Genomic DNA, 25,537 nt, shown 5'->3' on the forward strand with positions numbered 1-25,537 from the left:
GATCCGACAAGCCCGCTCCCACATTTGATCTTCACTGCTTTGAGCATTGCGTTCGCTTAACTGATTGGCATTGGGGCAAGCCCGCTCCCACATGGGGGTGAGTCGTTACACCAAGCCCACTGCGGTCAAGAGCATGTCGATCAGCTTGATCCCGGCAAACGGCACCAACACCCCGCCCAGGCCATAGATCAGCAGGTTGCGGTTGAGCAGCGCCGCCGCGCCGATTGCGCGGTAAGTCACGCCGCGCAGGGCCAGGGGAATCAGCGCGACGATGATCAGCGCGTTAAAAATCACCGCGCTGAGAATCGCCGAGTTGGGGCTGGTCAGTTGCATCACGTTCAACGCGCCGAGCTGGGGATAGGTCGCGACAAACGCCGCCGGGATGATTGCAAAGTACTTCGCCACGTCATTCGCCACGCTGAAGGTGGTGAGGGCGCCGCGGGTCATCAGCATCTGTTTGCCCACCTCGACCACTTCGATCAGCTTGGTCGGGTTGCTGTCGAGGTCGACCATGTTGCCGGCCTCCTTGGCAGCCTGGGTGCCGCTGTTCATCGCCACCGCCACGTCGGCCTGGGCCAGTGCCGGCGCGTCGTTGGTGCCGTCGCCGGTCATGGCCACCAGCTTGCCCTTGGCCTGGTAGTCGCGGATCAATTGCAGCTTGTCTTCCGGACGGGCCTCGGCGAGGAAGTCATCCACCCCGGCCTCCACCGCAATGGCGGCGGCGGTCAGGCGGTTGTCGCCGGTGATCATCACGGTCTTGATGCCCATGCGCCGCAGCTCGGCAAAGCGCTCCTTGATGCCGCTCTTGACCACGTCCTTGAGCTCTACCACACCTAGCGCCGTGGCGCCGTCGCTGACCACCAGCGGGGTGCTGCCGCGCCGCGAGACTTCATCGACCCTGGCCTGCAAGGCTGACGGAAAACTGCCGCCCAAGGCTTCGATATGGCTGCGGATCGCGTCGGCTGCGCCCTTGCGAATCGCCCGGCCTGCGGGCAGGTCGACCCCGCTCATGCGGGTTTGCGCGGTGAAGTGCACAAAGCTTGCACCCAGTTGGTTGATGTCCCGCGCGCGGATGTCGAACTTCTGCTTGGCCAGCACCACGATACTGCGGCCTTCCGGGGTTTCGTCGGCCAGGGAGGCCAATTGCGCGGCATCCGCCAAGTCCGCTTCCTGGATGCCCGGCGCCGGCAAAAAGCTGCTGGCCTGGCGATTGCCCAGGGTGATGGTGCCGGTCTTGTCCAGCAGCAATACGTCGACGTCACCCGCGGCCTCGACCGCCCGCCCGGAGGTGGCGATGACATTGGCCGACATCATCCGGCTCATGCCCGCCACGCCGATGGCCGAGAGCAGGCCGCCGATGGTGGTGGGGATCAGGCACACCAGCAACGCCACCAGCACCGTGGCGCTGACCACGCTGCCGCTGCCGCTCATGGCCACGGCGAAGATCGAGTAAGGGCTCAGCGTGGCGATCACCAGCAGGAACAACAGCGTCAGGCCCACCAGCAGGATGGTCAGGGCCACTTCGTTCGGGGTTTTCTGGCGCTTGGCCGATTCGACCATCGAGATCATGCGGTCCAGGAACGACTCGCCGGGGTTGACGCTGATGCGCACCACCAACCAGTCCGACAGCACGCGCGTGCCGCCGGTGACCGAGGAGAAATCGCCACCGGACTCGCGAATTACCGGCGCCGATTCGCCGGTGATCGCGCTTTCATCCACCGACGCCACGCCCTCGATCACGATGCCATCGAGCGGCACCAGGTCGCCGGCTTCGATCAGCACCACCTGGTCCTTGCGCAGCAGCGACGCTTCGGTCGGCAGCCACGCGGCGCCGTGCTTGGGCTGTTGCAGCAACTTGGCCAATGTCTGGCGTTTCATCCCGCGCAGGCTGGCGGCCTGGGCGCGGCTGCGGCCCTCGGCCAGGGCTTCGGCGAAGTTGGCGAACAGTACGGTGAACCACAGCCACAAGGTGATGCTGAGGATAAAACCGCTGGGCGCTTCACCCTGGCCGCCCAGGGACTGGAACCACAGCAGGGTGGTGAGGATGCTGCCCAGGTAGACCACGAACATCACCGGGTTTTTCCATTGCGCCTGGGGTAGCAGTTTCTTCAGCGCATCCCCACACGCGGTGAGCACGATGGCGCGATCAAACAGAGGTAAACGAGCATTTTTCATGAGGGCAATCTCTTACTCACTGGTCGCAATAGGCGGCGATGGCTGGCGAGCATCCAGCGCTAGGTTGAGTTGCAGCACATTGACCCGTGGCTCGCCGAGCAGGCCGAGGGTGCGTGCGCTGGTGTGCTGGCTGACCAGTTGCAGCAGTTCGGCTTCGGGGATCTGCCGCAGGCGCGCGACCCGTGGCAGTTGCAGGCGCGCATTGGCCACCGAGATATGCGGGTCGAGGCCCGAGGCGGAAGCGGTGACCGCGTCCACCGGCACCTGGGCGTCGGCGGCCAGGCCGTTGGCCAGGCGATAGGCCTGCACGCGGGCGGCCACCTGATCCACCAGTTTCTGGCTGGTTGGGCCCAGGTTGCTGGCGCCGCTGGAACCGGCGTTATAACGCTGCGATACGCTTTTGCCTGGGTCTTGCGGGTCGGCGCCCAGGGTCATGCTCGGGCGGCCATGGAAGTATTGCGCCCGGGTGAAGTGCTGGCCGATCAGGGTCGAGCCCATGACCAGGCCATCGCGTTCAATCAGCGAGCCGCGGGCCTGGAACGGGAACATCAGCTGTGCGGCCACGGTGGTGAACGCCGGGTAGGCGAGCCCCGTCAACAGCATGAAAAACACCGCCGAAACCAGCACCGGGCGCAACAGCCCCTTGAATATCGATTGGGTTGTCATCTACGTGTCCTCAGTTGTACGTCTGGCCGGACAGCAACTGCAGTTGCTCCACCAGCGGGCCGAGCGCGAGCGCCGGCAAAAAGGTCAGGCCGCCGACCACCAGCACCACGAACGCCACCAGCAGCATGAACAGCGGGGTCGCGGTGGGAATGGTCCCGGCACCGGCCGGCACGGTTTTTTTCATCGCCAGGGAACCGGCCACGGCCAGCATCGGCAGCATGGTGAAGAAGCGCCCGATCAACATCGCCAGGCCAATGGTGGTGTTGAAAAACGGCGTGTTGGCGTTCAAGCCGGCAAAGGCCGAGCCGTTGTTGGCGGTGCCTGAGGTGTAGGCGTACAACACCTCGCTGAACCCATGGGGGCCGATGTTGTTGAGGCTGGCCATGGTGTCGGGCCACAGGGCGGCGAGGGCGGTAAAACCGAGGATGCTGATGGGGTGCGCGAGCACCGAGAGCATCACCAGCTTGATCTCCCGCGCCTCGATTTTCTTGCCGAGGAACTCCGGGCTGCGGCCGATCATCATGCCCACCAGGAACACCGTCAGCAGGGCGTACTGGATCAGGTTGATAAAGCCCACGCCGTCGCCGCCGAACACGCAGTTGAGCATCATCTGCGCCAGGGGCACGAAGCCGCCCATGGGGGTCAGCGAGTCGTGCATGGTGTTGACTGAACCGGTGGTCGCCGCCGTGGTGGTGGCAATGAACAGGCTGCTGTCGGCGATGCCGAAGCGCAGCTCCTTGCCTTCCATGTTGCCGCCGCTGTGCTCCTGCGACAGGGTCTGGTTGGCGCCGGCCTGGGTCAGCAGCGGGTTGCCGCTTTGCTCGGCGCCGTAGACCAGGGCGAGGAAGCCGATGAACATCACCAGGAAGGTGCCGAAAAACACCCAGCCCTGGCGACGTTGCATCAGCATGCTGCCGAAGGTGTAGGTCAGTGCCGAGGGGATCAGCAACATGCTGAGGATATGCAGGATGTTGGTCAGCGGCGTCGGGTTTTCGAACGGGTGCGCGGCGTTCATGCTGAAGAACCCGCCGCCGTTGGTGCCGATGTGCTTGATCGATTCAAAGCTGGCCACCGCACCGACAATCAACTGTTGCTGCGCCCCTTCCAGGGTGGTGACCAGGGCCTGGGAGGCGAAGGTCTGCGGCATGCCCTGCCAGACGTACACCAGCGCCATGCCCACGCACAGCGGCAGCATCACGCGGTACAGCGTGCGGGTGAAGTCGACCCAGAAGTTACCGAGATCGCCCGAACTGGAACGGCTCAAGCCGCGAATGAAACCGGCCGCCGCGACCACGCCGGAGGTGGCGCCGACGCACATCAGAAAGGTGATGACCGCCATCTGGCTGAAGTTCGACAGGCTGGTCTCGCCCGAGTACGCCTGCCAGTTGGTATTGGTAATAAAGGACGCGGCGGTGTTGAACGCCAGGTCCGGCGATTGCGCGGCGAGCCCCAGCGGGTTGATCGGCATGACCGCCTGCAGGCGCAGGACCAGGTAGCCCAGCAGCATCATTGCCGCGTTCGACAACAACAGCGCCGTACCGAAACGGGCCCAGCCCATGGTTTCTTGTGGGTCGATGCCCAGCAGGCGATAGGTATAGCGTTCCGGCAAGGCATGGTGGGTCCCGGTGAAGACCCGGGTCAGCCATTTACCCATCAGTACGGCGAGCCCCGTCATTACCCCCAGGACCAGCGTAAATTCCAGCAGCGTGCTTAACATGTCGTGGCTCCGTTCAAATCTTGCCCATGGCGACAATGGCCATGGCAGTCGCAACAAAAAACACCAGGGAAAGGCTGATAAACATCAGGTCGTACATGGCCAGCTCCCTAGAATTTTTCTGCGCGAATAAGGGCGTAGCCCAAGTAAGCGAACAGCCCCACGGCACATAAGCCGCTGGCGATATAAATGAACGTGAGTGTGAGCACGGTGTAACTCCCCTGATTGAATAAGCCGCAACTGCGGACGCGGGGAGGTTAATCTTTGGGGTATCAAGTTCGGGCACTGATTAGCGTTAGCGGTATTAAGACGGTATATAGAAAAAGTTCGGCCGGGCGCACGAAAAAAAGGGATCGCCCGCCGCCCGGGTATCCCTTTAAACACTGGGGTTCTGCTGATGCTAACGACCCGCTTATTTGGTTTTGTTTTTCTTCTCGCTGCGGGTAGCGAGGTGTTCGAAGCAAAACGCGGCAGTGCCGAAGAGCGCAATCATTGACAGGACGAGCATGCCTAAAGTTGAACTTTCCACGATGACTTCCTACGGGTGTTTGGGTAGGAAGTGACGGTAGGGCGTTTGCACTTAGTTACTCAATAGCGGCGACGTAAACGTTATGGCGAATGGGCGAACTATATGAACTCTTTACGCGGTGGTGGTCTCGGCGATCCCGGTTGTTCCCCGGATTGGCTATGACCTGGCGGAATACCCCCATACCCATTGGTCGATTGCACCGCAACCGGCACTCACGCTTATCTATAGCCACGCGAAGACTTCAAGGCGGCACAGTGCCCGCTTCTAACAATGGCCTGCAAAGGCAATAAAAATAGTCTGTCTGGGGAAGCGCACGAGATGAAATACCCATTGCGTCCTTTGGTCTTCTGGCCAACCTTTCTGATTCTGTTGGCGGCGGTAATCGCCAGCTACGTCGACCTCACCGCATTCCTTGCCGTGAGCAAACAGCTCAACACCGTGATCCTGCAAAACTTCTCCTGGCTGTTCAGTGCCGGCTCTTTCGCCATGGTGGTGCTCACGGCCATTGTGTATTTTTCGCCCCTGGGCAACGTGCGTATCGGCGGGGAGGGTGCTACGCCGCTGTTGAGCAAATGGCGCTGGTTCATGGTCGCGCTGTGTACCACCCTGGCGGTGGGCGTGCTGTTCTGGACCACGGCCGAGCCGCTCTACCACCTGTACTCGCCACCCTCCAGCCTGCCGATCGAGGCGGGCAGCGCGGCGGCCAAGAGCTTTGCCCTGTCGACGATGTTCCTGCACTGGACCCTCACGCCCTACGCGATTTACCTGGTGCCCTCCCTGGTCTTTGCCCTGGTGTTCTACAACCTGCGCAGCAACTTCTCGATTGGCGCCATGTTGCAACCCTTGCTCGGCGCCCGGCGGGTCAAGCGGTATGCCGGGTTGATCGACACCCTGGCGATGTTCGCCCTGGTGGCGGGCATGGCGTCGTCCCTGGGCACCGGCGCACTGACCCTGTCCGGCGGCCTGAGCCAGTACATTGGCGGCGAGACCACGCCCTTGCGCCTGGCCCTGATCATCGCGGTGATCGTGTTCACCTTTGTCGCCTCGGCCGCCAGTGGCTTGCAGCGTGGCATCGTCATGCTGTCGTCGTTCAACACCTGGATCATGTTGGCCCTGGGCGCGTTTGTATGGTTGTGCGGGCCAACCCTGTACATCTTCAGCCTGGGCGTCGAGTCCCTGGGGGTCTACCTCGACACCTTCTTCAGCCGCAGCCTGTCCACCGGCGCCGCCAGTGGCGACAGCTGGCCGCAGAGCTGGACGGTGTTCTACTGGTCGGTATGGTTCGCCTGGGCGCCGGTGAGTGCGTTGTTCCTCGGCAAGATCGGCCGGGGCTACCGGGTGCGCGAATTTATCCAGATCAACATGCTGTACCCGGCGCTGTTTACCGCGTTGTGGATTTGCATCTTCTCCGGCAGCAGCCTGTATTTCGATGCCCTGGGCGATGGCAGCTTGAACCGCGTGCTCAACGAGCAAGGCGTGGAGCATGTGCTGTACCAGATGTTCCAGCAGTTGCCGGCCAGCGGCCTGATGATCGCGTTTTTGCTGTTTGTCGCGTTTATCTCGTTCGTCACCGCCGCCGACTCCAGTACCGACGTGATCGCCAACCTGTGCAGCAAGGGCGTCACCGCCGATTCGGACCTGGATGGCAACCCGCTGCTGAAGATTGTCTGGGGCGTGATCATCGGCACGGTGTCCTGGGTCATGGTGGCCTTTGTCGGCATCGACGGGGTGAAGATGCTCTCCAACCTCGGCGGCCTGCCGGGAATGATTCTGGTGCTGCTGGCCAGCACGTCGTTGCTTTACTGGTTGAAAAACCCCGCGCTGCTGGACGTCAAGATCCCCGCGGTCCATGTCGAACCTGGCCTGCGTGGTGCCAGCCCGGTGACGGATTTTGCCCGCTGACTTGCCTCTTTGTTGTTGGAGTTACCCATGGAAATCGTCACCGAATTTGCCTACAAGGTTCGCGAGATCGAGCACTGCCTGATCCCCATGAGCGATGGCACACAACTGGCAGCGCGTATCTGGCTGCCTGACACCGCCGGCGCGCAGGCCTTCCCGGCGATCCTCGAATACCTGCCCTATCGCAAGCGCGATGGCACGGCGGTGCGCGATGCCCTGACCCACGCATGGATGGCGGGGCAGGGCTATGCCTGCGTGCGGGTCGATATGCGCGGCAATGGCGAATCCCAAGGCTTGATGGCCGATGAGTACCTGTTGCAGGAGCAGGATGACGCCCTCGAAGTGATCGACTGGCTGTGCCAGCAGCCCTGGTGCGACGGCAACGTGGGGATGATGGGCATCTCCTGGGGCGGCTTCAACAGCCTGCAAGTCGCCGCGCGCCAGCCCGAAGCATTGAAGGCGATCATCACCCTGTGCTCCACCGATGACCGCTTTGCCGATGACATCCATTACAAGGGCGGCAACCTGCTGCTGGAGAACTTCGGCTGGGCCGCGACCATGCTCAACTTCAGCGCGGCAGTGCCCGACCCGCTGCTGGTTGGCGATACCTGGAAAACCCTGTGGCAGCAACGCCTCGATGCCATGCCGCTGCTGGCCGAGACCTGGCTGCAACACCAGACCCGCGATGCCTACTGGCGTCACGGCTCGGTCTGCGAGGACTACTCGGCGATCAAGGCGGCGGTGTACGCCGTCGGCGGTTGGGGCGATGCCTACAAGAATGCGGTGCCGCGCCTGATGCAGCATCTGCCGGGGCCGAAAAAAGCCGTGATCGGCCCGTGGATTCACAAGTACCCGCATTTCGCCGTGCCCAACCCGGCCATTGGCTTCCTGCAGGAGGCCAAGCGCTGGTGGGACCACTGGCTTAAAGGTATCGACAATCGGGTGATGGACGACGCGGCCTGCACCTTTTACCTACAGGATGTGTTGGCGCCCAAGGGCAGTTATGCCGAACGCCCAGGCATCTGGGTGCAGACCTCGGGCTGGCCCGATCCCCAGGTGCAATGGACCGACTACAGCCTGACCGACCATGGCCTGCGCCCCGGCCAGCAGGCGCTGGGCGGCCCGCGCAGTATCTGTTCGCCACTGACCACCGGCCTGCACCAGGGCGAGTACTGCGCCATCTGGTTCGGCCCCGACGGCCCCACCGATCAGCGCCGCGACGATGCGCAGTCTTTGTGCTTCGACTCTCAGCCACTGGCCGAACCCCTGGCGCTGCTGGGGGATGTGCGCTTGCAACTGCGCCTGGCCAGCGATACCTCTTGCGGGCAACTGGTGGCGCGCCTGAATGCGGTGGCGCCCGACGGGCAAGTCACGCAGATCACCTACGGCGTGCTCAACCTTGCCTTACGTGAAGACTTCTCCCGTCTGACACCACCTGTGCCAGGCGAACCGCTGGATGTGCAACTGAGCCTGGATCATGTCGGCATGCGGGTGCCGGCCGGCTACCGCCTGCGGCTGGCCCTGAGCACCGCGAGCTTCCCGCTGCTGTGGCCCAGCCGCGAACTGACCACCCTGACCGTGCTGCCCGCCGTGCAACGTGTGCAATTGCCGATTTTCAGCGGCGCGGCCGTGCCATGCCCGTTCGAGGCCCCGCAAGCGGCTACCCCGGCGGCGCTGGAGGTGCTGCGGGCGGCTGCGCCGAAACGTACCTTGATCGAGGACGTAGGCAGTGGCGAAGTGTGCGTAAACATCGAGGACGACCTGGGCGCCGTGCGCTTCACCGACCATGGCCTGGCGGTAGACCAGCGGTGCACCGAGCAATATCGCACCATGCCCTGGGACCCGTTGTCGGCCCAGGCCGATATCCACTGGCAGTACCGTGTCGAGCGCGCGCAGTGGTCGGTGGCGGTCGACAGCCACTTGCAGGTGCACGCCGACGCCCAGTGGTTCTACATCGAGGCGCAGCAGCAGGCGTGGGAAAACGGGGTGCAGGTGCATCAGCGAAGCTGGAGCAGACGGGTCGCGCGGGTCGCGTTGTGAGCGGGCAAGTGGCAGGATGCTTGCTCATCTGATCAGCCACGGATCCCTGCATGTCGCGCCGAAACGTCGACCTTCCACCACTCAATTGTTTGCAGACGTTTGAGGCCGCCGCCCGGCATTTGAGCTTTACCCAGGCGGCCCACGAACTGAACCTGACCCAAAGCGCAGTGAGCCGGCAGATCAAGCGCCTGGAGGAAGACCTGGCGCGACCGCTGTTTTATCGGTTGGCGTTGGGGCTGAGTCTGACCCCGGCCGGCGTGCGTTACTTTCGCACCATCCAGCGCCTGCTGCGCGAGCTTGATCGCGAATCGGCGGAGCTGCGTCGACGCGGTGCCGATCGCCAGCTGACCCTGGCCAGCACGCCGACCATCAGTTCCATCTGGCTCGCCGCGCTGCTGCCGGCCTTCCAGGATGAGCACCCGGAGCTGGATATCCGCATCCTGTGCAGTGAAAGCCCGAGCCACCTGGATGTCAGCGAATATGACCTGGGCCTGTTCTATCACCTCGACGAACTGCCAGCGCCCCTTGGCCTGGAACTGACCCCGGTGTTTGCCAGTGAGCAGGTCATCGCCGTATGCAGCCCCGGCTACATCGAGCGCCATGGCGCGATCCGCGACGCCGAGCACCTGCTGCGCAGCCATACCCTGTTGATCGTAGAAGACCACTATCACGACTGGTTGACCTGGACCGACTGGTTCGCCGACATCGGTGCGCAGTACCACACGCCTCGTCACGCCTTGCGCACCAACAGCTATCAGTTGCTGATGCAGTCGGCAGTGATGGGGCATGGCGTAGCCCTGGGCTGGAAGTGCCTGCTTGAAGGCGAGCTGGCTGCCGGACGCCTGCAATTGGCCTTGCCCCATCACATGCACAGTCGTGGCCGCCTGCAACTGATGCAACCGCAGCATCGCAACCCACCCTCGGCGGCGCGCAGTTTTCAGCAATGGTTGCTGACGGCGTCCGATACAACGCCGCAGGGGCTTTTCTGTGGGAGCGGGCTTGCCCGCGATGATCGTTAACGATGACGCGGTGAGGCGTTCTTGCTGACGTCAGCGCGAGCAAGCCCGCTCCCACAGGCATTATTCAGGGGGCGTTGCGGCTATGCCGATAATCACTCACCGCCTCATACACCGCCTTGCGCAGCCGGTTGATCCCCCCAATCGGCCGGTGTTCCTCCACGCCAAACCATGGGTTGAACGACTGGTTGTCACAGGCCAGGTTCAAGGCCTGTGTATCGAAGTCCTGCGCCGGAATGCGAATTTTCGCCACGCTCTCGTAGGGCGCGTCGCTTTCCTTCCATTCGATGCTGGTGTCTTCGATGGGCATGTATTTCTGCGGGTTCTGGCGCTGGATCTGCAACACAAAACAAGCGTCGATGCGGTCGGTGGACAACTGCTGGCTCAAGGCGCTGCGCAGGAAATTCGGCAAGTCCTGGTTCTGCTTGGGCAGATGGTATTGCGGGCAGCTTTGCGGGTCTGGGGCGACGCGAAACTTGGCGTTGGCGCTGCCGAACTTGTAGGGCGATACCGAAAAGTACGTGGTCTCGGTCGGGCTGGCCGGTGCTGGCGCCAATGTCGCCAGGGCAATAAACAGATGGCGCACCTGCCAACTGCGCGGGTCGAGGCTGGGGAAAAATGCCATGACTTTCTTGCCGTCGGCCTGGGCCCCGACGTTCTGCGCATATTCCGCCACATCGCTGACAAAGAAGTTGGGGTGGCTGAACATCACGAAGTCCTGCTCGCCGCGCGCCTGCTGGTCGGCCAGCAGTTGCTTGCCCGGCACGTCCAGCAGCTTGATAGCCATGCCGCGGGCGTCGCGGATGCTGTCGAACTGTGGATAAGCGTTGCCGTTGGACAGGCGCATCATCGCCTGCCAGGTCTTGCCCGGCTCGGCGAACACGCCCTGGCGCAGCGCCGGGTCAAGGTTTGGCAACACGCTGACTTCGGCTTTTACGCAGCCGTGGGCCTTGGCATGGGCATCGCGCAGGTAACGGGTGCCTTCGCGATGCTGGTCGACAATGCGCACCGCCGTCTGAATGATGCCTTGGGTCATGGCCGCTTCGCCGGGCGGAATCTGTTCCTCGGCCGACACCGGGCCGCTGTGGTGCCAGGCGAACCACAGGGTCGACAACAACCAGCCGAGCAGGCCCAGGCCTACCAGCCATAACAGCGTCTTGCCGAGAAACGCGCCGAGGCGCAGCCACAGTCGAGCGAGCATGGAACGGTCCTTGTATCGAAATGGGGAAGTCATGGCAGTTGTTGCTCCAGGGGGCCGCCCAGTACTTTCAGGTATTCCAGCAGCGCCCAGCGCTCCTCAGGCTCAAGGCCGCGGCCGATCACCCCATTGCCACGCTTGCCCGCGCGAAACTCGTGGCCACTGTTGTGGTTGCCAGTGATGTTGGTGTCGAACAGGAATGCATTTTTAAACGCCTCGGTGCGATAACCCAGGTGACGCGGGTTGTAGTCGAAGGTGCCTTTATAGAAGGTGCGGCTGCGCTCGTACTGGGGCGAAAGCAACTGGTAGATCGTCGGTACCGAACCGTTGTGCAGGAACGGCGGCGTGGCCCACACACCCGCCAGTGGGCGGGCCTTGTAGGCGCGCAGTTCGCGCACGCCGATGGGCAGGCCGTAGCCGTCCAGGCGCGGGCGTTCGGCCGCTGTGATGCCGGCGGCGCGGTAGGCGTGCTCTTCGACAAACGCGGTGACATAGGCCAGGCCCTTGGCCACGGACAGGCTGCGCAGGTCCAGCGGTTCGGTCGGCGTGGGGTGCAGTTCGACATTCAACTGCGCCAGTTCGGCCGGGTCCCATTGCAGGGCGCTGAGGTCGTAGCGCTGGTCGGCAATGTTGCTGGCGGTGCCCGGGTCGGTGCCGATGTAGTCCACTGGCAGCATCTTCAACTGCTGCACCGGGCGCCCGTTGACTTCGCTCACGCTGGGCACATGGCAGGCCGCGCAGTTTTCCGCGAACAGCGCACGTCCTTGGGCGGCCAGGGGTTTGTCGATGGCGCCGAACAGCGCTTCAGGCCAAACCGGTGGCTTGAGCCGTTGCAGGGTTTCTTCGATCCGGTTCAGGTCACGCACGCGCACGCTGGACGGGTAGCGCGCATCGCCCTTGAGCGGCTGGCCAGCGCTGTCGAAGAACGCCAGGGTCGCGCCCACGCCCAACGCCTCGCCGATGTTGCGCGCCATGGGTTGCTGGGCCGAGCCGTTCCATTGCACCCAGTCGAAGGTCCACATGTCCCACAGCTGCGGGTAGTCCACTGGCGCGTTGGCGATACGGTAGTTGTCCGGGGAAATGGCGTCGCCAAAGCTGGCATTGGCGATGCGGCCGAAGGCGTCGGTGCGCCCCGGGCCTTCTTCGGTGGGGTAGAGGCCGCGGTGGGTATCGTTCCAGGCCACCTTGAGGAAGTTGTCCAGGGACTTTTTGAAGTCCTGGCGCAACTGATCGTACTGGGCGTCGTATTGATCCCCCAGCACGCTGTGGGCAAAGCGCCTGAACTTCAACGGGTTGTAATAGGTAGAGGCGAGGCTGGCCACCAGGGCCTGGCCAAAGCTGCCGCCGCGCAAGGTTGGCACGCTCGAGGGCAGCACATGTTGTGCAGAGCCGCCATCGATGCGCAGGGCCTGGCCATTGAAATGCAACTCGCCGGTATGGCAGGCGGCGCAGGTGATATCGAGAAATTCGTCGTTGCTGCCGGCATTCTTGTGCCGGGCGAAGCCTACAGGCAGGTTGCCGGGGTTCTGGGGTGTGGCCTGTTGTCGCGGGTCCACCAGGAAACCGAAGCGCGCGAGGTTGGCCGGCTCGGCAAAACGCTGATCGGAAAACGGCAGCTCCAGCGCAGTGAACCAGTTATAGCGCAGGCCTTTTACCTGGGTGCCCTGGGGCGTGAAGTAGTAGGCCTGGCGGTCGGCGGCGCTCCATTGGTCCTGGTAGTGCACCTGCTGCACCGCCACGTAATCCGGGAGCCTGGGGTTGATCACGTAATAAAGGACCACCGCCAGCAGCAGTCCCATAAATGACAGGATCAGGAGTAAAACACGGGAAAAAATGCGCAAGATAACTATCCTTGTCGAGTTGTTGTGCCCTTATGCCACTGAGCGCGGTAGGCGGCAAGTAGCCATGATCCGTCTACGCAGGCGGTTTTCGCTACGCCGGCTGTCCTTCGCCGGGCTTTGGGGCAGATGAAAATGCTTTTAAACACGTGAACTTATCAGAAGTTTCCTGCTCACATGCCGGTAGCCATTGGTCGTGGCCGCCTGATAAGCTCGCGACTTTATTCGAATGCCCTTTTGGCGCATGAACAAGGAAATAGCATGAAACAGCATCGGTTGGCGGCGGCGGTGGCCCTGGTTAGCCTGGTACTTGCGGGTTGTGATTCGCAAACCAGCGTAGAGCTGAAAACCCCGGCGCAGAAAGCTTCCTACGGTATCGGCCTGAACATGGGCAAAAGCCTGGCTCAGGAAGGTATGGATGACCTGGACTCCAAGGCAGTTGCCCAAGGCATCGAAGATGCCGTCGGCAAGAAAGAACAGAAGCTGAAGGACGAAGAACTGGTCGAAGCGTTTTCCGCACTGCAAAAGCGTGCTGAAGAGCGCATGACCAAGATGAGTGAAGAGTCGGCAGCCGCCGGCAAGAAATACCTTGAAGACAACGCCAAGAAAGACGGCGTAGTCACCACCGCTTCCGGCCTGCAGTACAAGATCGTGAAGAAAGCCGAAGGCGCCCAGCCCAAGCCTACCGACGTAGTGACTGTGCACTACACCGGCAAGTTGACCAACGGCACCACCTTTGACAGCTCCGTGGATCGCGGCAGCCCGATTGACCTGCCGGTCAGCGGCGTGATCCCAGGTTGGGTCGAAGGCCTGCAACTGATGCACGTGGGCGAGAAGGTCGAGTTGTACATCCCGTCCGACCTTGCCTACGGCGCCCAGAGCCCGAGCCCGGCGATTCCAGCCAACTCCGTACTGGTCTTCGACCTGGAGCTGCTGGCAATCAAGGACCCGGCCAAGGCCGACGCTCCTGAGGCACCGGCTGCCAAGTAAGCCGCTGCTGAACACACAACGCCCCGTTTATACGGGGCGTTGTTGTTTCTGGTGTGGCAGCTGTTGACCGAGGTCGTGGAGGGGTGTGGGAAAATCAGAACGAACACCTGCGACTTAGAGCAGTCTGATGCTATACCTCGGCACGGGTAGCCGCAGATGCCCCCCAAGTCAATGAAATCTTGGGATTTTTTTATGTGCGCAAAAAACGCCCGATCTGACTGTAGGCCTTGTATTACGTGGCTTTCAGCCGCAAAAATGGGCTCTGTTCACAAGGTTATCCACAAGTTGTGTGGATAACCTTTTATCTCGCCTGGAACTGGAGTGACGATGAAAGCACCCTGGAATTTCACCCGCTTCCTGCCGTTGGCCGCACGGCTGATCGGGCGTGGACGCCTGCCGACGCTGTTGTTCGCGGTCGCTGCCAAAGGCTCCAGCCAGGGCAATCGCCTGGGCAAGCTCAAGGACGACCTCAAGCTGCTCCAGGCGCTGTGCCTGGCCTACTGGCGCGGCGAGTACCGGGCTATCAGCCCCAAGGCGCTGATCTCGGTGGTGGCGGGGCTGATGTACTTCCTCAGCCCGATTGACGCGATCCCGGACTTCCTGCCGATGTTCGGCATGCTCGATGACATCGCGGTACTGGCCTGGGTCATGAAGAGCCTGGACGGTGAGTTGAGTGCCTTCCGCGCCTGGCGTGACCGCCAGCGCCCGGAGAAGTTGGTGGTGGTTGAACGCCTGCCCGCCACGCCGCAACTACTGGAGCAGGAAAACCCGAAAAAAAACTGAACACGCGGATTATCCCCCTGCGCTCTTTGTGGCTGTTAGGATTACACTCCTAAGGAAAGTACTTACTTCGTAAGTGTTGTGATCCTACGGGGCAGTCATGGATATACAAATCATTTCACGGGATGGCGAACCCGAGTACGCGGTTCTGCCATGGGCTCAGTACCAGGCGCTGTTAACAGCCGCCGGCCTGCAGCAACCAGTCACTCCTGCTGCACAGATCCCTCCCGTCGCTACCGAGCAGGACCTACGCCCCCTGGCGCAATTGCGCAGCCTGCGCGAAGCCAAGGGCCTGGCGATCGAGACATTGGCCCGCACCGTCGGCATCAGCCCGTCCTACCTGGGGTTGATCGAAAGTGGCGAGCGCCAGCCGGATGCCGCGATCCGTCGCAGCCTGGCCTGGGAATTGGGGATTGCCGGTTGGAGGGATGAAATGTGAGTGTGCGCATCAGCCGTCAACATTGGGATGGGTTGCTCAATGAGCTCGACCAGGCCCGTCGCCAGCGACATCTATTGACCTACCGTGCGTTGCTCGAGCGTCTGCAGTTCCCGACGCCGGCGATGCAAACCCTGACCGCCGCGTTGGAACACCTGGCGGCCCTGGATGCCAAGGCGGATCAGCCACTGCGCAGCTCCCTGGTAATCAGCCAGGGCGCAAGCCGCTTGCCGCGCACCGGTTTTTTTGAATGTGTCGAGCGCCTCGGGCGCTTTTGCGGACCGTCCGATGGCGTTGCTGCAGCATCGTGGCATGCCTCGGAAGTGGTCCGTGTGTTCGAGTACGAATATCCTGAGTCAGCGGAGGCCTGAGTGTTCTGGAAGCTCAAAGTGTACGCCAGTTATTGGCTGGCACGCAGATTGTTTCATTGGTCATGGTTTGTGCGTCAGCCCCGCGGCTGGCACTGGCTGGAGGGTCAGTTTGCACGCATGGCCAACCTGGGCAATGTCGAGGCCCAAAGTTTCTATGGGCATATCCTGACCTTTCGCGGCCTGGGCATTGGCGCGCGGGAGGAGGGCGTGCGCTTGCTGCGCCTGGCGGGTCAGGCGGGGGATGGCAAGGCGGCCTATCAAGTGGGCGTGCTGAGCCTGGCAGGCAGCCTGGGCAAGGCTCCGGACCCTGTAGAAGCGGCACGCTGGTGGACTATCGCCGCCAAGGCCGGGCATCCGCTGGCGCAGATACGCCTGGAGCAGTTGTAAGGACCGGCTTGTCGGCCTTACAGGATTTCGCGGCTATCGATGAGGTGGATGCTGTAGCCGGCCACGTCCTTGGCGTGATGCTTGGCCTGGGAGGCCAGTTCCGCCAACTGGCTGGCATCCAGGTGCCCACAGCTCAATGGATGCAGATGCACCACGCCGATGGACAGCGACAGCAAGGCAAACTCCTGGCGCACCCCCTGACGATTCAGGGCGATAAAACAGCCCGCATCCAAGTGTTCACTGCGGTAGAAGCGCCGGCACTGGGTCTGGAAATCATCCACCAATTGGTTGAGACGCTTGCGCCAGTCCTGGGCGCCCAGCACCAGTAAAAAATCATCGCCGCCAATATGCCCGACAAAATCACGGCTGGGGTCTACCCGGTCGTTCAAGCATTGCGCCAGGCACAGCAATACTTCATCGCCACGGCCATAGCCGTAGATATCGTTGAATGGCTTGAAGCTGTCGATATCCACATAGCAAATCACCGATTCGCGCTGCTGCTGCAACAGCCGTGTCAGGCACTGCTGGATCGGCACATTGCCCGGCAGCAGGGTCAGCGGGTTGGCGTAGCGCGCCTGTTGGATTTTCAGTTCGGTAATCAGCTTGAGCACGTCGATTACCCGGCCCAATCCCAGGTAGTTGCCATTCTGGGTGATGATGAAATCTTCTTCGATACGCTGCCGCGCGCGGCTGGTCAGCAGGCGGCTGACCTGTTGCAACGACTGGCTCAGTTCCACGGCCAGGAAGTCATCGCTCATCAGGCGGCTGATAGGCTTGCGCGCAAACAGATCGGTGGCAAACGGCTTGAGCAGGACGTCGGACAACGAGTGCCGATGCACGATACCAATCGGCTGGCCGCGCCCATCCAGGACCGCCAGGGAGTTGAGATTGGCCTGGCTGCGAAACGCTTCCAGCACTTTGGCCGTGGCGGTGTCCTGGGCCACGGCCGGTTGTTCGTTGAGCAGGGCGCTGAGGTCACTGGCGTCCTCGTTGAGCGAAACGCTGGTGCTGTCGGGCTTGGCCAGCATCAACCGGGCTTCGGTCGGTGGATGCTCCTGGGGACGGCACAGCAGGTAGCCCTGGATCAGGTCCACGCCCATTTCCGTGAGCACCGCCAACTCTTCCGGCAGCTCGATGCCTTCGGCAATCACCTGCGCGCGCGAAGCCCTGGCGATCTGCAGGATCGAACCGACAAACTCGCGCTTGAGCGCATCCTGGTGAATGCCATCGATAAAATGCCGGTCGATCTTCACGTAGTCCGGGCGCAATTCTGACCACAGGCGCAAGCTGGAATAACCGGCGCCCAAGTCATCCAGGGCAATCGAAAAACCCATGTCACGGTAATGGTGCAGGGCGGTTTGCAACAGCTGGAAGTCGTCGGTCGGCGCTTGCTCCGTGAGTTCGATCACGATCTGGCTGGGCGCGATTCCATACTCGCGCAGCATATGCAGGGTGCGGCCCGGTTGGTGGGTGGTTTCCAGCAGGGACTCGGGCGAGACGTTGAGAAACAGCTTGCCCGGCAGCTTCTGCTCGCTGAAGCGCCTACAGGCACTTTGCCGGCAGGCCATCTCCAGCTCATTCAGGCGCCCGGCCTGGCGCGCCACGCCAAACAAGGCGAGGGGCGAGTGCAGCGGGCTGTTGGAGGGGCCGCGGCTCAGGGCTTCATAGCCGAGGATGCGACGTTCGCAGAGGCTGACGATGGGTTGGAACAGGCTGTGCAAACTGCCCTGGGCCAGGATGGAGGCCAGGGCATTCAGCTGTTCGGTCATGGTCATGATGATCTCGGTCGAAAAAAAGGACCGGGTGCCTGGGGCGCCCGGTCCTTCATTTCACGACAGAATGATGTCTGTTTGATGACGCTCAGTGGAGCGGCAACATTAAATCGCCATCATTTACTGCTTGGCCACCGTCTTACTGATTTTCAGGTAGTCCAGCAGAATCCGCCCGGTTTCGCTCAGGTAGGCATCATCTTCCGGCTTGGTCTTTTCAGGTTCGGTCGGCAGTGCGTCTTCGTCTTCTTTCTTCAGCTCCTTGAGCGGGTCTTCACCCTTGGCCTTGCGGCGGATGTTTTCCAGGGCAAGTTGCTGGTTCTCGATATCGGTGTGCTGCGCGCGGCGGTCCACTTCATTGAGGCTCACGGTCTTCTCGGCCATCAGCTTCTTGGCCAGGGCCAGCTTGTCGCGGATAAACACGAACTCGGCGTCCTTGGCGGAGCGCAGGTCATGTTCGGTCTTGAGCTGGGCCAGGTAGGGCTTGAACGGGTCCGATGCAGGCTTGATGGCCGGGCGGATGGTGTCCCACGGCATGGCTTCTGGCAGGGCGCTTTCGCCGATTTCCTTGGTGTCGATGAGCGACGGGAAATCGATGTCCGGGAGTACGCCCTGGTGCTGGGTGCTCTGCCCGGAAACCCGGTAGAACTTGGCCAGGGTCAGCTTCAGCTCGCCATGGTTGAGTGGCTGGATCGTCTGCACCGTGCCTTTGCCGAAGGTCTGGCCACCGATGATCAACGCGCGGTGGTAGTCCTGCATCGCACCGGCAAAAATCTCCGAGGCCGAAGCCGAGAGACGGTTGACCAGCAATGCCATCGGGCCTTTGTAGAAGGCGCCCGGGTTTTCGTCTTCCAGCACATCCACGCGGCCGTCAGCGTTGCGCACCAACACGGTCGGGCCCTTGTCGATAAACAGGCTGGTCAGCTCGGTGGCCTCCTGCAACGAGCCGCCACCGTTGTTGCGCAGGTCGATGACCACGCCGTCGACTTTCTCTTTGGTCAGCTCGGTGAGGATTTTCTTCACGTCGCGGGTGGTGCTCTTGTAGTCCGGATCGCCAGCACGGAAGGCCTTGAAGTCCAGGTAGAACGCCGGGATCTCAATGACGCCCAGCTTGTAGTCCTTGCCATCCTGCTTGAGGTTGAGGACTTTCTTCTGCACGGCCTGGTCTTCGAGCTTCACCGCTTCGCGGGTGATCGACACGATCTTGCTGGTCTGGTCGTTCGGCGCGTTGGTGTGCGGAATCACTTCCAGGCGCACCACGCTGCCCTTGGGCCCACGGATCAGCTTGACCACTTCGTCCAGGCGCCAGCCGACCACGTCGACCATCTCTTTGTCGGCCTGGGCCACGCCAATGATCTTGTCGGCCGGAGCGACCTGCTTGGTCTTGTCCGCAGGACCCGCTGGCACCAGGCGTACGATCTTGACCTGGTCGTTGTCGCTCTGCAGCACGGCACCGATCCCTTCGAGGGACAGACTCATGTTGATATCAAAATTTTCCGCGTTATCTGGCGACAGATAATTGGTGTGCGGATCGTAGGACATCGCGAAGGTGTTGATGTAGGCCTGGAAGATATCTTCGGCGCGGGTCTGTTCCAGGCGGCTCAATTGATTCTTGTAGCGCTTGGTCAGCAGTTCCTGGATCGCCTTGGGCTCTTTGCCGGCGATCTTCAGGCGCAGGACTTCATCCTTGACGCGTTTGCGCCACAGGTCATCCAGGGCGGCGGTGCTGGTCAGCCACGGGGCTTCCTTGCGATCCACCAGCAGGGTTTCCTTCTGGGTGAAGTCGAGCTTGTCGACGCCTTTGTTCAACTCACCGAGGGCGAAGTCCAGACGCGCTTTGACACGGTCCAGGTAACGCTTGTAGATGGTGAAGCCAGGCTGCAGGTCGCCACTCTTGAGGAAGTCGTCGAACTGGGTCTTCCACTTGTCGAACTCAGCGATATCGCTGGCCAGGAAGTAGCTGCGCGAGGGATCCAGCAGCTTGAGATAGCTGTCATAGATGATCACCGAGCGCGCATCGTCCAGCGGCGGCTTGCTGTAATGGTGGCGCTTGAGCAACTCGACGACGTTAAGGCTGGCAATCACCTCATCGCGATCAGGCTGAAGTTTGTCCCAGCTGTTGGCTGCGAACGTATTGGTCGACAGCGGCAACAGGCCGAGACCAATGAAAAGAGCGAGGGCGGTGCTGGGGAACAAATGCTTCATGCTGATTCGACGCGGGGGCAATTGATAACGCATATTAGGCCGTCTTTGAAGTCGCCGGTTCCATTTGGGCCGGTCGCATAATGCAAAAAGCCCGGCGCTACAGCAACGGGCTCAGTCCAGACTCACTATGGAGGCACTGTGAAAGCATTGCAAGGCGTTGAAGGTCATGTGGAGTGGGTTGAGACCCCAAGTCCTACGTGCGATGTAGGGCAAGTTCGCATTCGGGTGGCAGCAGCCGGCCTCAATCGAGCGGATTTATTACAGCGTGCAGGGCTCTATCCTCCACCGCCCGGGGCCAGCGAAGTGCTGGGCCTGGAGTGTTCCGGGGTGATCAGCGAAGTCGGCGCTGGCTCGTCCTGGCAAGTGGGGGATCGGGTCTGTGCGCTGTTGGCGGGCGGTGGCATGGCGCAGGAAGTGGTGGTGGACGCGCGCCACGTGCTGCCGGTACCAGAAGGTTTGTCCCTGGCCGAAGCCGCTGCGTTGCCCGAGGTGTACAGCACTGCCTGGCTCAACCTGTTCCAACTGGCAGCGCTCAAGCCCGGGGAAAAGGTGCTGTTGCATGCGGGCGCCAGTGGCGTCGGTTCGGCAGCGATCCAGCTGTGTAAAGCCTTTGGCAGCCCGTGCTGGGTCAGCGTCGGCTCGGTGGACCGCCTGGCCTACTGCGAAGACCTCGGCGCCCAGGGCGGTGTGGTACGTACCGACGGCATCGAGAGCCTGGGGGATTTTGGCCCGTTCGACGTGATTCTCGATCCGGTGGGCGGCAACTATGCAGCCATTAACCTCAAGCTGCTGGCCCGCGACGGTCGTTGGGTATTGATCGGCTTGATGGGCGGGCGTGAAGCCCAGTTGGACCTGGCGCAGGTGCTGGCCAAGCGTGTGCAAGTGCTGGGCTCGACCTTGCGCAGCCGCGATGACCAGTTCAAGGCAGACCTGTTGAGCGACCTGGGCCAGCAGGTGTGGCCGTTGTTTGGCGAAGGGCGACTGAGCCCGCAGTTGGCCAAGACCTTCCCGATCACGGACGCGGAAGCGGCGTTTGCGCAGCTTTCGACCAACCAGATTTCCGGGAAGCTGGTGCTGGTGATCGACGAAAGCCTGGCTTGAGGCCAATCCAGGGTTGAAATGCAGCCCAAGGTGGGAGCGGGGCTTGCTTGCGATAGCGGTGTGTCAGTAACAGACCTTAACCTGATACTTCGCTATCGCAGGCAAGCCAGCTCCTACATTAGCTCCCCCATTGGATTGGGTTTCAACGCCAAAAGTGGGCCTTCAGGTCCACTGGTGGATCGGCCAGCCGGCCTGTTCGGCATGGGCGCGCAACACCGGATCGGGGTTTACCACCTGCGGGAAATCGACCTTGCTCAGCAGCGGCAGGTCATTACGCGAATCCGAGTAGAAGTACGCCCCTTCCAGGCTTTCACCTTCCTGCTCAAGCCATTGCATCAAGCGGGTGATCTTGCCTTCGCGGTACGTCAGTACACCCACGGTCTTGCCGCTGTACACCCCGTGGGCCACGTCCAGTTCAATCCCCAGTACTTCATCGATGCCAATGCGCGCCGCAATCGGCGTGACCAGGTGCGTGCCCGAGGCCGAGATCACCAGGATCCGGTCACCGTTCTGGCGGTGGCGGGCGATGGTCTTGGTCGCGTCGCTGTAGATCAGCGGCTCGATAACATCTTCCACCCACGGCTCCACCAGGTGCGCGACTTCTTCCGGGGTGCGCCCGATCATCGGTTCCAGGCTGAAGTCCATGAACTCTTCCATGGCCAACTCGCCGCGGCTGTAGGCGGACATCAGTTCGTGGTTCTTGCCCATGAACGATTCGCGGTCCACCCAGCCCAGGCGGCCCATCTGCTCGCTCCACAAGGTGGCGCAATCGCCGTGGATCAGGGTGTCGTCCAGATCAAAAATTACCAAAGCCATCAGTCATGCTTCCTTAATAAACACTGCATCCTCAGGCTACCTCACACAGCGCACTGGGATCGATGGAAAGTGCCAGGCGTTGCCCGTCTGGGTGCAGATCCTGGGCCGAGCGGTTGAGTACGTCCACCACCAATTCGATGCCCCGGGCTTCGACGCGATAGCGAATCACATTGCCCAACAGGCTGTGGCTGCGTACCAGCGCATCAAGCTCGCCGCTGTGGTTCAGTTCGATGGACTCAGGACGGATCGCAATACGGCTGCTGACCGGACGTTGCAACAGCGTGCTGGCCTGCTCGGCGTCCAGCAGGTTGTAGTTGCCGATAAAACCGGCAGCGAAGGCGTCCACGGGGGCGGTGTAGAGGGTTTCGGCGTCGCCGCTCTGCACGATCTTGCCCTGGTTCATCAGGAAGATGCGGTCGGACATGACCAGGGCTTCCTCCTGGTCATGGGTCACAAAAATCGTGGTCAGGCCCAATTCTCGCTGGATCTGGCGGATCTGTTCGCGCAGGTGTTTGCGAATCCGCGCATCCAGTGCCGACAGCGGCTCATCGAGCAGCAGCAGGCGCGGCCGGGTGACCAGGGAGCGGGCGAGAGCGACGCGCTGGCACTGGCCGCCAGACATCTGGTGCGGATAGCGCCCGGCCAGGTCCTTGAGCTCGACCAGTTGCAGCACTTCCTGGACGCGCTTGTGGCTGTCATCGGCGTTGACCTTCTGCATGCGCAGGCCGAAGGCGACGTTCTGTTCCACAGTCATGTTGGGGAACAGCGCGTAGCTCTGGAACACCATGCCGATGTGACGCTTCTGCGGGCTCAGCGGCACGATATCCTGGCCGTCCAGCAGGATCTGCCCGCTGTCCACCGGCGTCAGGCCGGCGATGCAGCGCAGCAGGGTGGACTTGCCGCAACCGGACGGGCCCAGAAGGGTGACGAATTCGCCCTTGGCGATCTGGCAATTGATATCACTGAACACCGGGGTGGCGGCGTAGCTTTTTTGCAGGTGCTGGACGCTGACGAAGCTCATTGGCTTTTGTCCTTGTTCAAGAGGTTGGCGGCCCAGGTGAGCAGCAGCACGAAAAGGAAATAGGAAATGACCACGGCGCTGGTGAAATGCCCGCTGCTGTTGCGCATGTTGTTGAGGTACACCTGCAAGGTCTCGTAGCGCGTACCGACGAGGATATTGGCGAACACAAACTCGCCGAACAGGAACGAGAACGACAGCAGCAACGCGACCATCAGGCCCTTGCGCAGGTTGGGCAGCACCACCAGGATTGCCGCCTGCCAGGTGCTGGCGCCAAGCAACTGGGCGGCGTCCATCAGGTCCCGCAGGTTGATCGCCTGCAGGTTGTTGGTGATCGCGCGGTACATGAACGGCAGCGCCACGGTGAAGTAGCAGCCGATCAGGATCCACGGCGTGCCGACCATCGCCAGCGGCCCCGAGCCATACAATTGCAACAGGCCTACCGATGACACCACTGGCGGCACCGCGAAGGGCAGCAGGATCAGGATGTTCATCAGCGCATCGAGCCTGGGGAAGTGGTAATGCACCACGAACAGCAGCGGCAGGATCAGCACCACCGACAGGATCAGCGCGCCGACGCATACCAGCAGCGATTGGCCAAAGGCATGCAAAAAGCGCGGGTCGCTCCACAACTGCACATACCACTTGAAGGTAAAGCCGGCGGGCAGGATGGTGGCCGACCAACTGCTGGCGAGGGAGTACACCAGGGTGCCAATCAGCGGCAGCACGAGGATCGCGAACAGCAGGTACACCACCACGCGATGATAGAGGGCGACGGGGCTGGCTTCAGCGCGAGACATGGTAGCTCCTCTTGAGCAGCAGTTGATGGACCACGGTGACCACGGTCATCAGCGCCACCAGGATCACGGCCAGGGCGCTGGCCATGTTCGGGTCCAGGGAAATATCACCGGAAACCATCGCCGCGATGCGGATCGGCAGTACGTTGAAGTTGCCGGTGGTCAACGCATACACCGTGGCATAGGCGCCCAGGGCATTGGCCACCAGGATCACGAAGGTGCCCAGCAGCGCCGGCGTCAGCACCGGCAGGCCGATGTGCCGCCAGTACTGCCAGCCATTGGCCCCCAGCAGTGCTGCGGACTCGCGCCAGTCTTCACGCAGGGCATCGAAGGCCGGGTACAGCAGCAACACGCCCAGGGGGATCTGGAAATAGGTGTACAGGATGATCAGGCCGGTCTTGGAGTACAGGTTGAAGTCCTGAATGATCCCGGCCTGCTTGAGCATGATGGTGATGCTGCCGTTGAACCCCAGCAGGATGATGAAGGCAAAGGCCAGGGGCACACCGGAGAAGTTGCTGGTCATGTTGGCGAAGGCGGTGACGAAGTTGCGCAGCGGCGAATCCACCTTGCGCAACGAGTAGCTGCCCAGCACGGCGATGATGATGCCGAAGACGCTGGAATAGAAACTCAGCTCCAGGCTGTACTGGATTGCCTGCAGGTAGAACTTCGAGCTGAAGATCTTGCTGAAGTTGGCCAGGCCCCAGCCGAACTCTTCCGATTGCAGGCTGTTGACCATCACCCAGAACAGCGGCGCGATCTGGAACACGATAAAAAACAGGGCGAAAGGCACCAGGCACAAGGCGGCCAGCCATTTACCACGGATCACTGAACTCACTTCAACAGCTCCTGGCAGACAGGTTTGTCGTGGGCAACGCCAAGCAGGGCGCAGACGGTGCCGCAGATATCGGTTTGCCTGGGCTGGGCCTCGGGCTCGAGGCTGAAGGCATCCCCGAAAACGAACAGCGGTACTTCGCGCTCCTCCGGCAGCAGGCCGTTGTGGGAGCGGTCGTTGTTCATGCCGTGGTCGGCGGTGACCAGCACCTGGTAGCCGGTGTCGAGCCAGCCTTGCAGATAGTCGGCGAGGATAATGTCCGCCGAGCGGGCGCTGTTACGGTATTGCGCGGTGTCGAGGCCGTACTTGTGGCCGGCGTCGTCGATATTCATCGGGTGTACCAGCAAAAAGTTCGGCGCGTGCTTGAGGCGCAGGCTTTCGGCATCGGCAAACAGGTGGGCGTCGGGGTAATGATCGCTCCAGTAGAAGTGCCCGTGCTGGATCGCCAGTGCCGGGTCGTCGGTATGCCGGTCGCGGGCGGCGATGAACGGCGAGCGGTTGTACAGCTCGCTGACCCAATGGTAGGCCGCCGCCGCAGTGGTCAAGCCCGCGTCGGTGGCGTAATGGAAAATGCTGCGCTGGTTGGACAGGCGCGAGACGTGGTTGTGGACGATACCGCTGTCGATCGGCGGCACTCCAGTGAGGATGCATTCGTACAGCGGGCGCGAGAGGGCGGGCAATTCGCATTCCAGCTTGTACAGCGCTGCACGCTCGGCGCCGACGTAGGCCTGCAGGTGCCCCATGGCATGCCGGGCAACCTCGTAGTTGAGGCCGTCGAGCACCACAAGGATGACGTTGTGCTTCATAGTTGCTCCGCAACAGTAAACAGCGATATGTCTGGAGGAACAGGGTCAAAATTGTGGGAGCGGGCTTGCTCGCGATAGCGGTCTATCAGTAACAGATGTGTTGGCTGACACACCGCTATCGCGAGCAAGCCCGCTCCCACACAAGCCCGCTGCC

General features: G+C 61.9%; 22 protein-coding genes. 9 read left to right on the plus strand and 13 right to left on the minus strand.

Annotated features, from left to right (window positions below; all coding sequences use genetic code 11):
• Positions 1 to 105 precede the first annotated feature (105 nt).
• From kdpB to kdpF, 4 genes are all read right to left on the minus strand, one after another.
• Complete coding sequence (kdpB, locus tag HBO12_RS16355; RefSeq protein WP_170042672.1) at positions 106 to 2,175, minus strand: potassium-transporting ATPase subunit KdpB; 2,070 nt, start codon at positions 2,173 to 2,175, stop codon at positions 106 to 108.
• A 12-nt stretch (positions 2,176 to 2,187) separates the two neighbouring features.
• Positions 2,188 to 2,841, minus strand: coding sequence for a K(+)-transporting ATPase subunit C (gene kdpC, locus HBO12_RS16360; protein ID WP_170042673.1), 654 nt, complete (start codon positions 2,839 to 2,841; stop codon positions 2,188 to 2,190).
• A gap of 10 nt (positions 2,842 to 2,851) precedes the next feature.
• Entirely contained in the window at positions 2,852 to 4,558 is a 1,707-nt protein-coding gene (kdpA, locus tag HBO12_RS16365; RefSeq protein WP_170042674.1) for a potassium-transporting ATPase subunit KdpA, read from the minus strand.
• Positions 4,559 to 4,665: 107 nt separating this feature from the next.
• Positions 4,666 to 4,764 (minus strand): K(+)-transporting ATPase subunit F, encoded by a 99-nt coding sequence (gene kdpF / locus HBO12_RS16370; protein WP_074851717.1) that lies wholly within the window; start codon positions 4,762 to 4,764, stop codon positions 4,666 to 4,668.
• Between the two features lie 638 nt (positions 4,765 to 5,402).
• On the opposite strand from kdpF, the gene HBO12_RS16375 reads away from it, so the two are divergent.
• From HBO12_RS16375 to HBO12_RS16385, 3 genes are read left to right on the plus strand one after another with little or no spacing between them, the layout of a single operon-like run.
• Complete coding sequence (locus tag HBO12_RS16375) at positions 5,403 to 6,986, plus strand: BCCT family transporter (protein WP_170042675.1); 1,584 nt, start codon at positions 5,403 to 5,405, stop codon at positions 6,984 to 6,986.
• 27 nt (positions 6,987 to 7,013) lie between these two features.
• The gene (locus tag HBO12_RS16380) at positions 7,014 to 9,023 is read left to right on the plus strand and encodes a CocE/NonD family hydrolase (protein ID WP_170042676.1); all 2,010 of its coding nucleotides are present in this window, start codon (positions 7,014 to 7,016) and stop codon (positions 9,021 to 9,023) included.
• A gap of 50 nt (positions 9,024 to 9,073) precedes the next feature.
• On the plus strand, positions 9,074 to 10,042 hold the full coding sequence (locus HBO12_RS16385; protein WP_169957204.1) for a LysR substrate-binding domain-containing protein: 969 nt from the start codon (positions 9,074 to 9,076) through the stop codon (positions 10,040 to 10,042).
• 64 nt (positions 10,043 to 10,106) lie between these two features.
• Here the strand turns inward: HBO12_RS16385 and HBO12_RS16390 are convergent, their stop codons facing one another.
• Positions 10,107 to 11,240 carry a catalase family protein gene (locus tag HBO12_RS16390; RefSeq protein ID WP_169957203.1) on the minus strand — a complete coding sequence of 378 codons (1,134 nt, stop codon included), beginning with the start codon at positions 11,238 to 11,240 and terminating at the stop codon, positions 10,107 to 10,109.
• Between the two features lie 29 nt (positions 11,241 to 11,269).
• Positions 11,270 to 13,078, minus strand: a complete 1,809-nt coding sequence (locus HBO12_RS16395) for a di-heme-cytochrome C peroxidase (protein WP_170042677.1) — start codon at positions 13,076 to 13,078, stop codon at positions 11,270 to 11,272.
• A 258-nt stretch (positions 13,079 to 13,336) separates the two neighbouring features.
• Between HBO12_RS16395 and HBO12_RS16400 the strand changes: the two genes are divergently transcribed.
• The 5 genes from HBO12_RS16400 to HBO12_RS16420 all read left to right on the plus strand — a co-directional run bounded on the left by HBO12_RS16400 (position 13,337) and on the right by HBO12_RS16420 (position 16,039).
• Complete coding sequence (locus tag HBO12_RS16400; RefSeq protein ID WP_029292800.1) at positions 13,337 to 14,065, plus strand: FKBP-type peptidyl-prolyl cis-trans isomerase; 729 nt, start codon at positions 13,337 to 13,339, stop codon at positions 14,063 to 14,065.
• Positions 14,066 to 14,392: 327 nt separating this feature from the next.
• Positions 14,393 to 14,848: a YkvA family protein gene (locus tag HBO12_RS16405; RefSeq protein ID WP_169957200.1), complete on the plus strand. Its 456-nt coding sequence runs from the start codon at positions 14,393 to 14,395 to the stop codon at positions 14,846 to 14,848.
• A gap of 97 nt (positions 14,849 to 14,945) precedes the next feature.
• Positions 14,946 to 15,284: a helix-turn-helix domain-containing protein gene (locus HBO12_RS16410; RefSeq protein ID WP_169957198.1), complete on the plus strand. Its 339-nt coding sequence runs from the start codon at positions 14,946 to 14,948 to the stop codon at positions 15,282 to 15,284.
• A complete protein-coding gene (locus HBO12_RS16415) occupies positions 15,281 to 15,652 on the plus strand; it encodes a hypothetical protein (RefSeq protein ID WP_057440671.1) in 372 nt (123 codons plus the stop codon). The genes HBO12_RS16410 and HBO12_RS16415 overlap by 4 nt, the downstream gene beginning before the upstream one ends.
• Complete coding sequence (locus HBO12_RS16420; RefSeq protein ID WP_170042678.1) at positions 15,653 to 16,039, plus strand: SEL1-like repeat protein; 387 nt, start codon at positions 15,653 to 15,655, stop codon at positions 16,037 to 16,039.
• A gap of 17 nt (positions 16,040 to 16,056) precedes the next feature.
• Here the strand turns inward: HBO12_RS16420 and HBO12_RS16425 are convergent, their stop codons facing one another.
• Both HBO12_RS16425 and HBO12_RS16430 read right to left on the minus strand, forming a co-directional pair.
• Complete coding sequence (locus HBO12_RS16425) at positions 16,057 to 17,814, minus strand: bifunctional diguanylate cyclase/phosphodiesterase (protein WP_169957195.1); 1,758 nt, start codon at positions 17,812 to 17,814, stop codon at positions 16,057 to 16,059.
• A gap of 117 nt (positions 17,815 to 17,931) precedes the next feature.
• Positions 17,932 to 20,013, minus strand: coding sequence for a carboxy terminal-processing peptidase (locus HBO12_RS16430; RefSeq protein WP_170042679.1), 2,082 nt, complete (start codon positions 20,011 to 20,013; stop codon positions 17,932 to 17,934).
• Positions 20,014 to 20,151: 138 nt separating this feature from the next.
• On the opposite strand from HBO12_RS16430, the gene HBO12_RS16435 reads away from it, so the two are divergent.
• Positions 20,152 to 21,114 carry a zinc-binding dehydrogenase gene (locus HBO12_RS16435; RefSeq protein ID WP_170042680.1) on the plus strand — a complete coding sequence of 321 codons (963 nt, stop codon included), beginning with the start codon at positions 20,152 to 20,154 and terminating at the stop codon, positions 21,112 to 21,114.
• 162 nt (positions 21,115 to 21,276) lie between these two features.
• On the opposite strand, the gene HBO12_RS16440 is transcribed toward HBO12_RS16435, so the two are convergent.
• The 5 genes from HBO12_RS16440 to HBO12_RS16460 are packed head-to-tail and all read right to left on the minus strand — an operon-like array spanning position 21,277 to position 25,383.
• Positions 21,277 to 21,930, minus strand: a complete 654-nt coding sequence (locus HBO12_RS16440; RefSeq protein WP_169952853.1) for an HAD family hydrolase — start codon at positions 21,928 to 21,930, stop codon at positions 21,277 to 21,279.
• Positions 21,931 to 21,961: 31 nt separating this feature from the next.
• Positions 21,962 to 22,951, minus strand: a complete 990-nt coding sequence (locus tag HBO12_RS16445) for an ABC transporter ATP-binding protein (RefSeq protein ID WP_169952851.1) — start codon at positions 22,949 to 22,951, stop codon at positions 21,962 to 21,964.
• Positions 22,948 to 23,748, minus strand: a complete 801-nt coding sequence (locus tag HBO12_RS16450; protein WP_029292823.1) for an ABC transporter permease — start codon at positions 23,746 to 23,748, stop codon at positions 22,948 to 22,950. Before HBO12_RS16450 ends, HBO12_RS16445 begins: the two co-directional genes overlap by 4 nt.
• Entirely contained in the window at positions 23,735 to 24,580 is an 846-nt protein-coding gene (locus HBO12_RS16455; RefSeq protein ID WP_057959030.1) for an ABC transporter permease, read from the minus strand. The genes HBO12_RS16450 and HBO12_RS16455 overlap by 14 nt, the downstream gene beginning before the upstream one ends.
• Complete coding sequence (locus HBO12_RS16460; protein WP_169952847.1) at positions 24,577 to 25,383, minus strand: alkaline phosphatase family protein; 807 nt, start codon at positions 25,381 to 25,383, stop codon at positions 24,577 to 24,579. Before HBO12_RS16460 ends, HBO12_RS16455 begins: the two co-directional genes overlap by 4 nt.
• Positions 25,384 to 25,537: the final 154 nt, after the last annotated feature.

The sequence above is a fragment of the Pseudomonas sp. WS 5059 genome, assembly GCF_012985525.1.
Lineage (GTDB): Bacteria > Pseudomonadota > Gammaproteobacteria > Pseudomonadales > Pseudomonadaceae > Aquipseudomonas.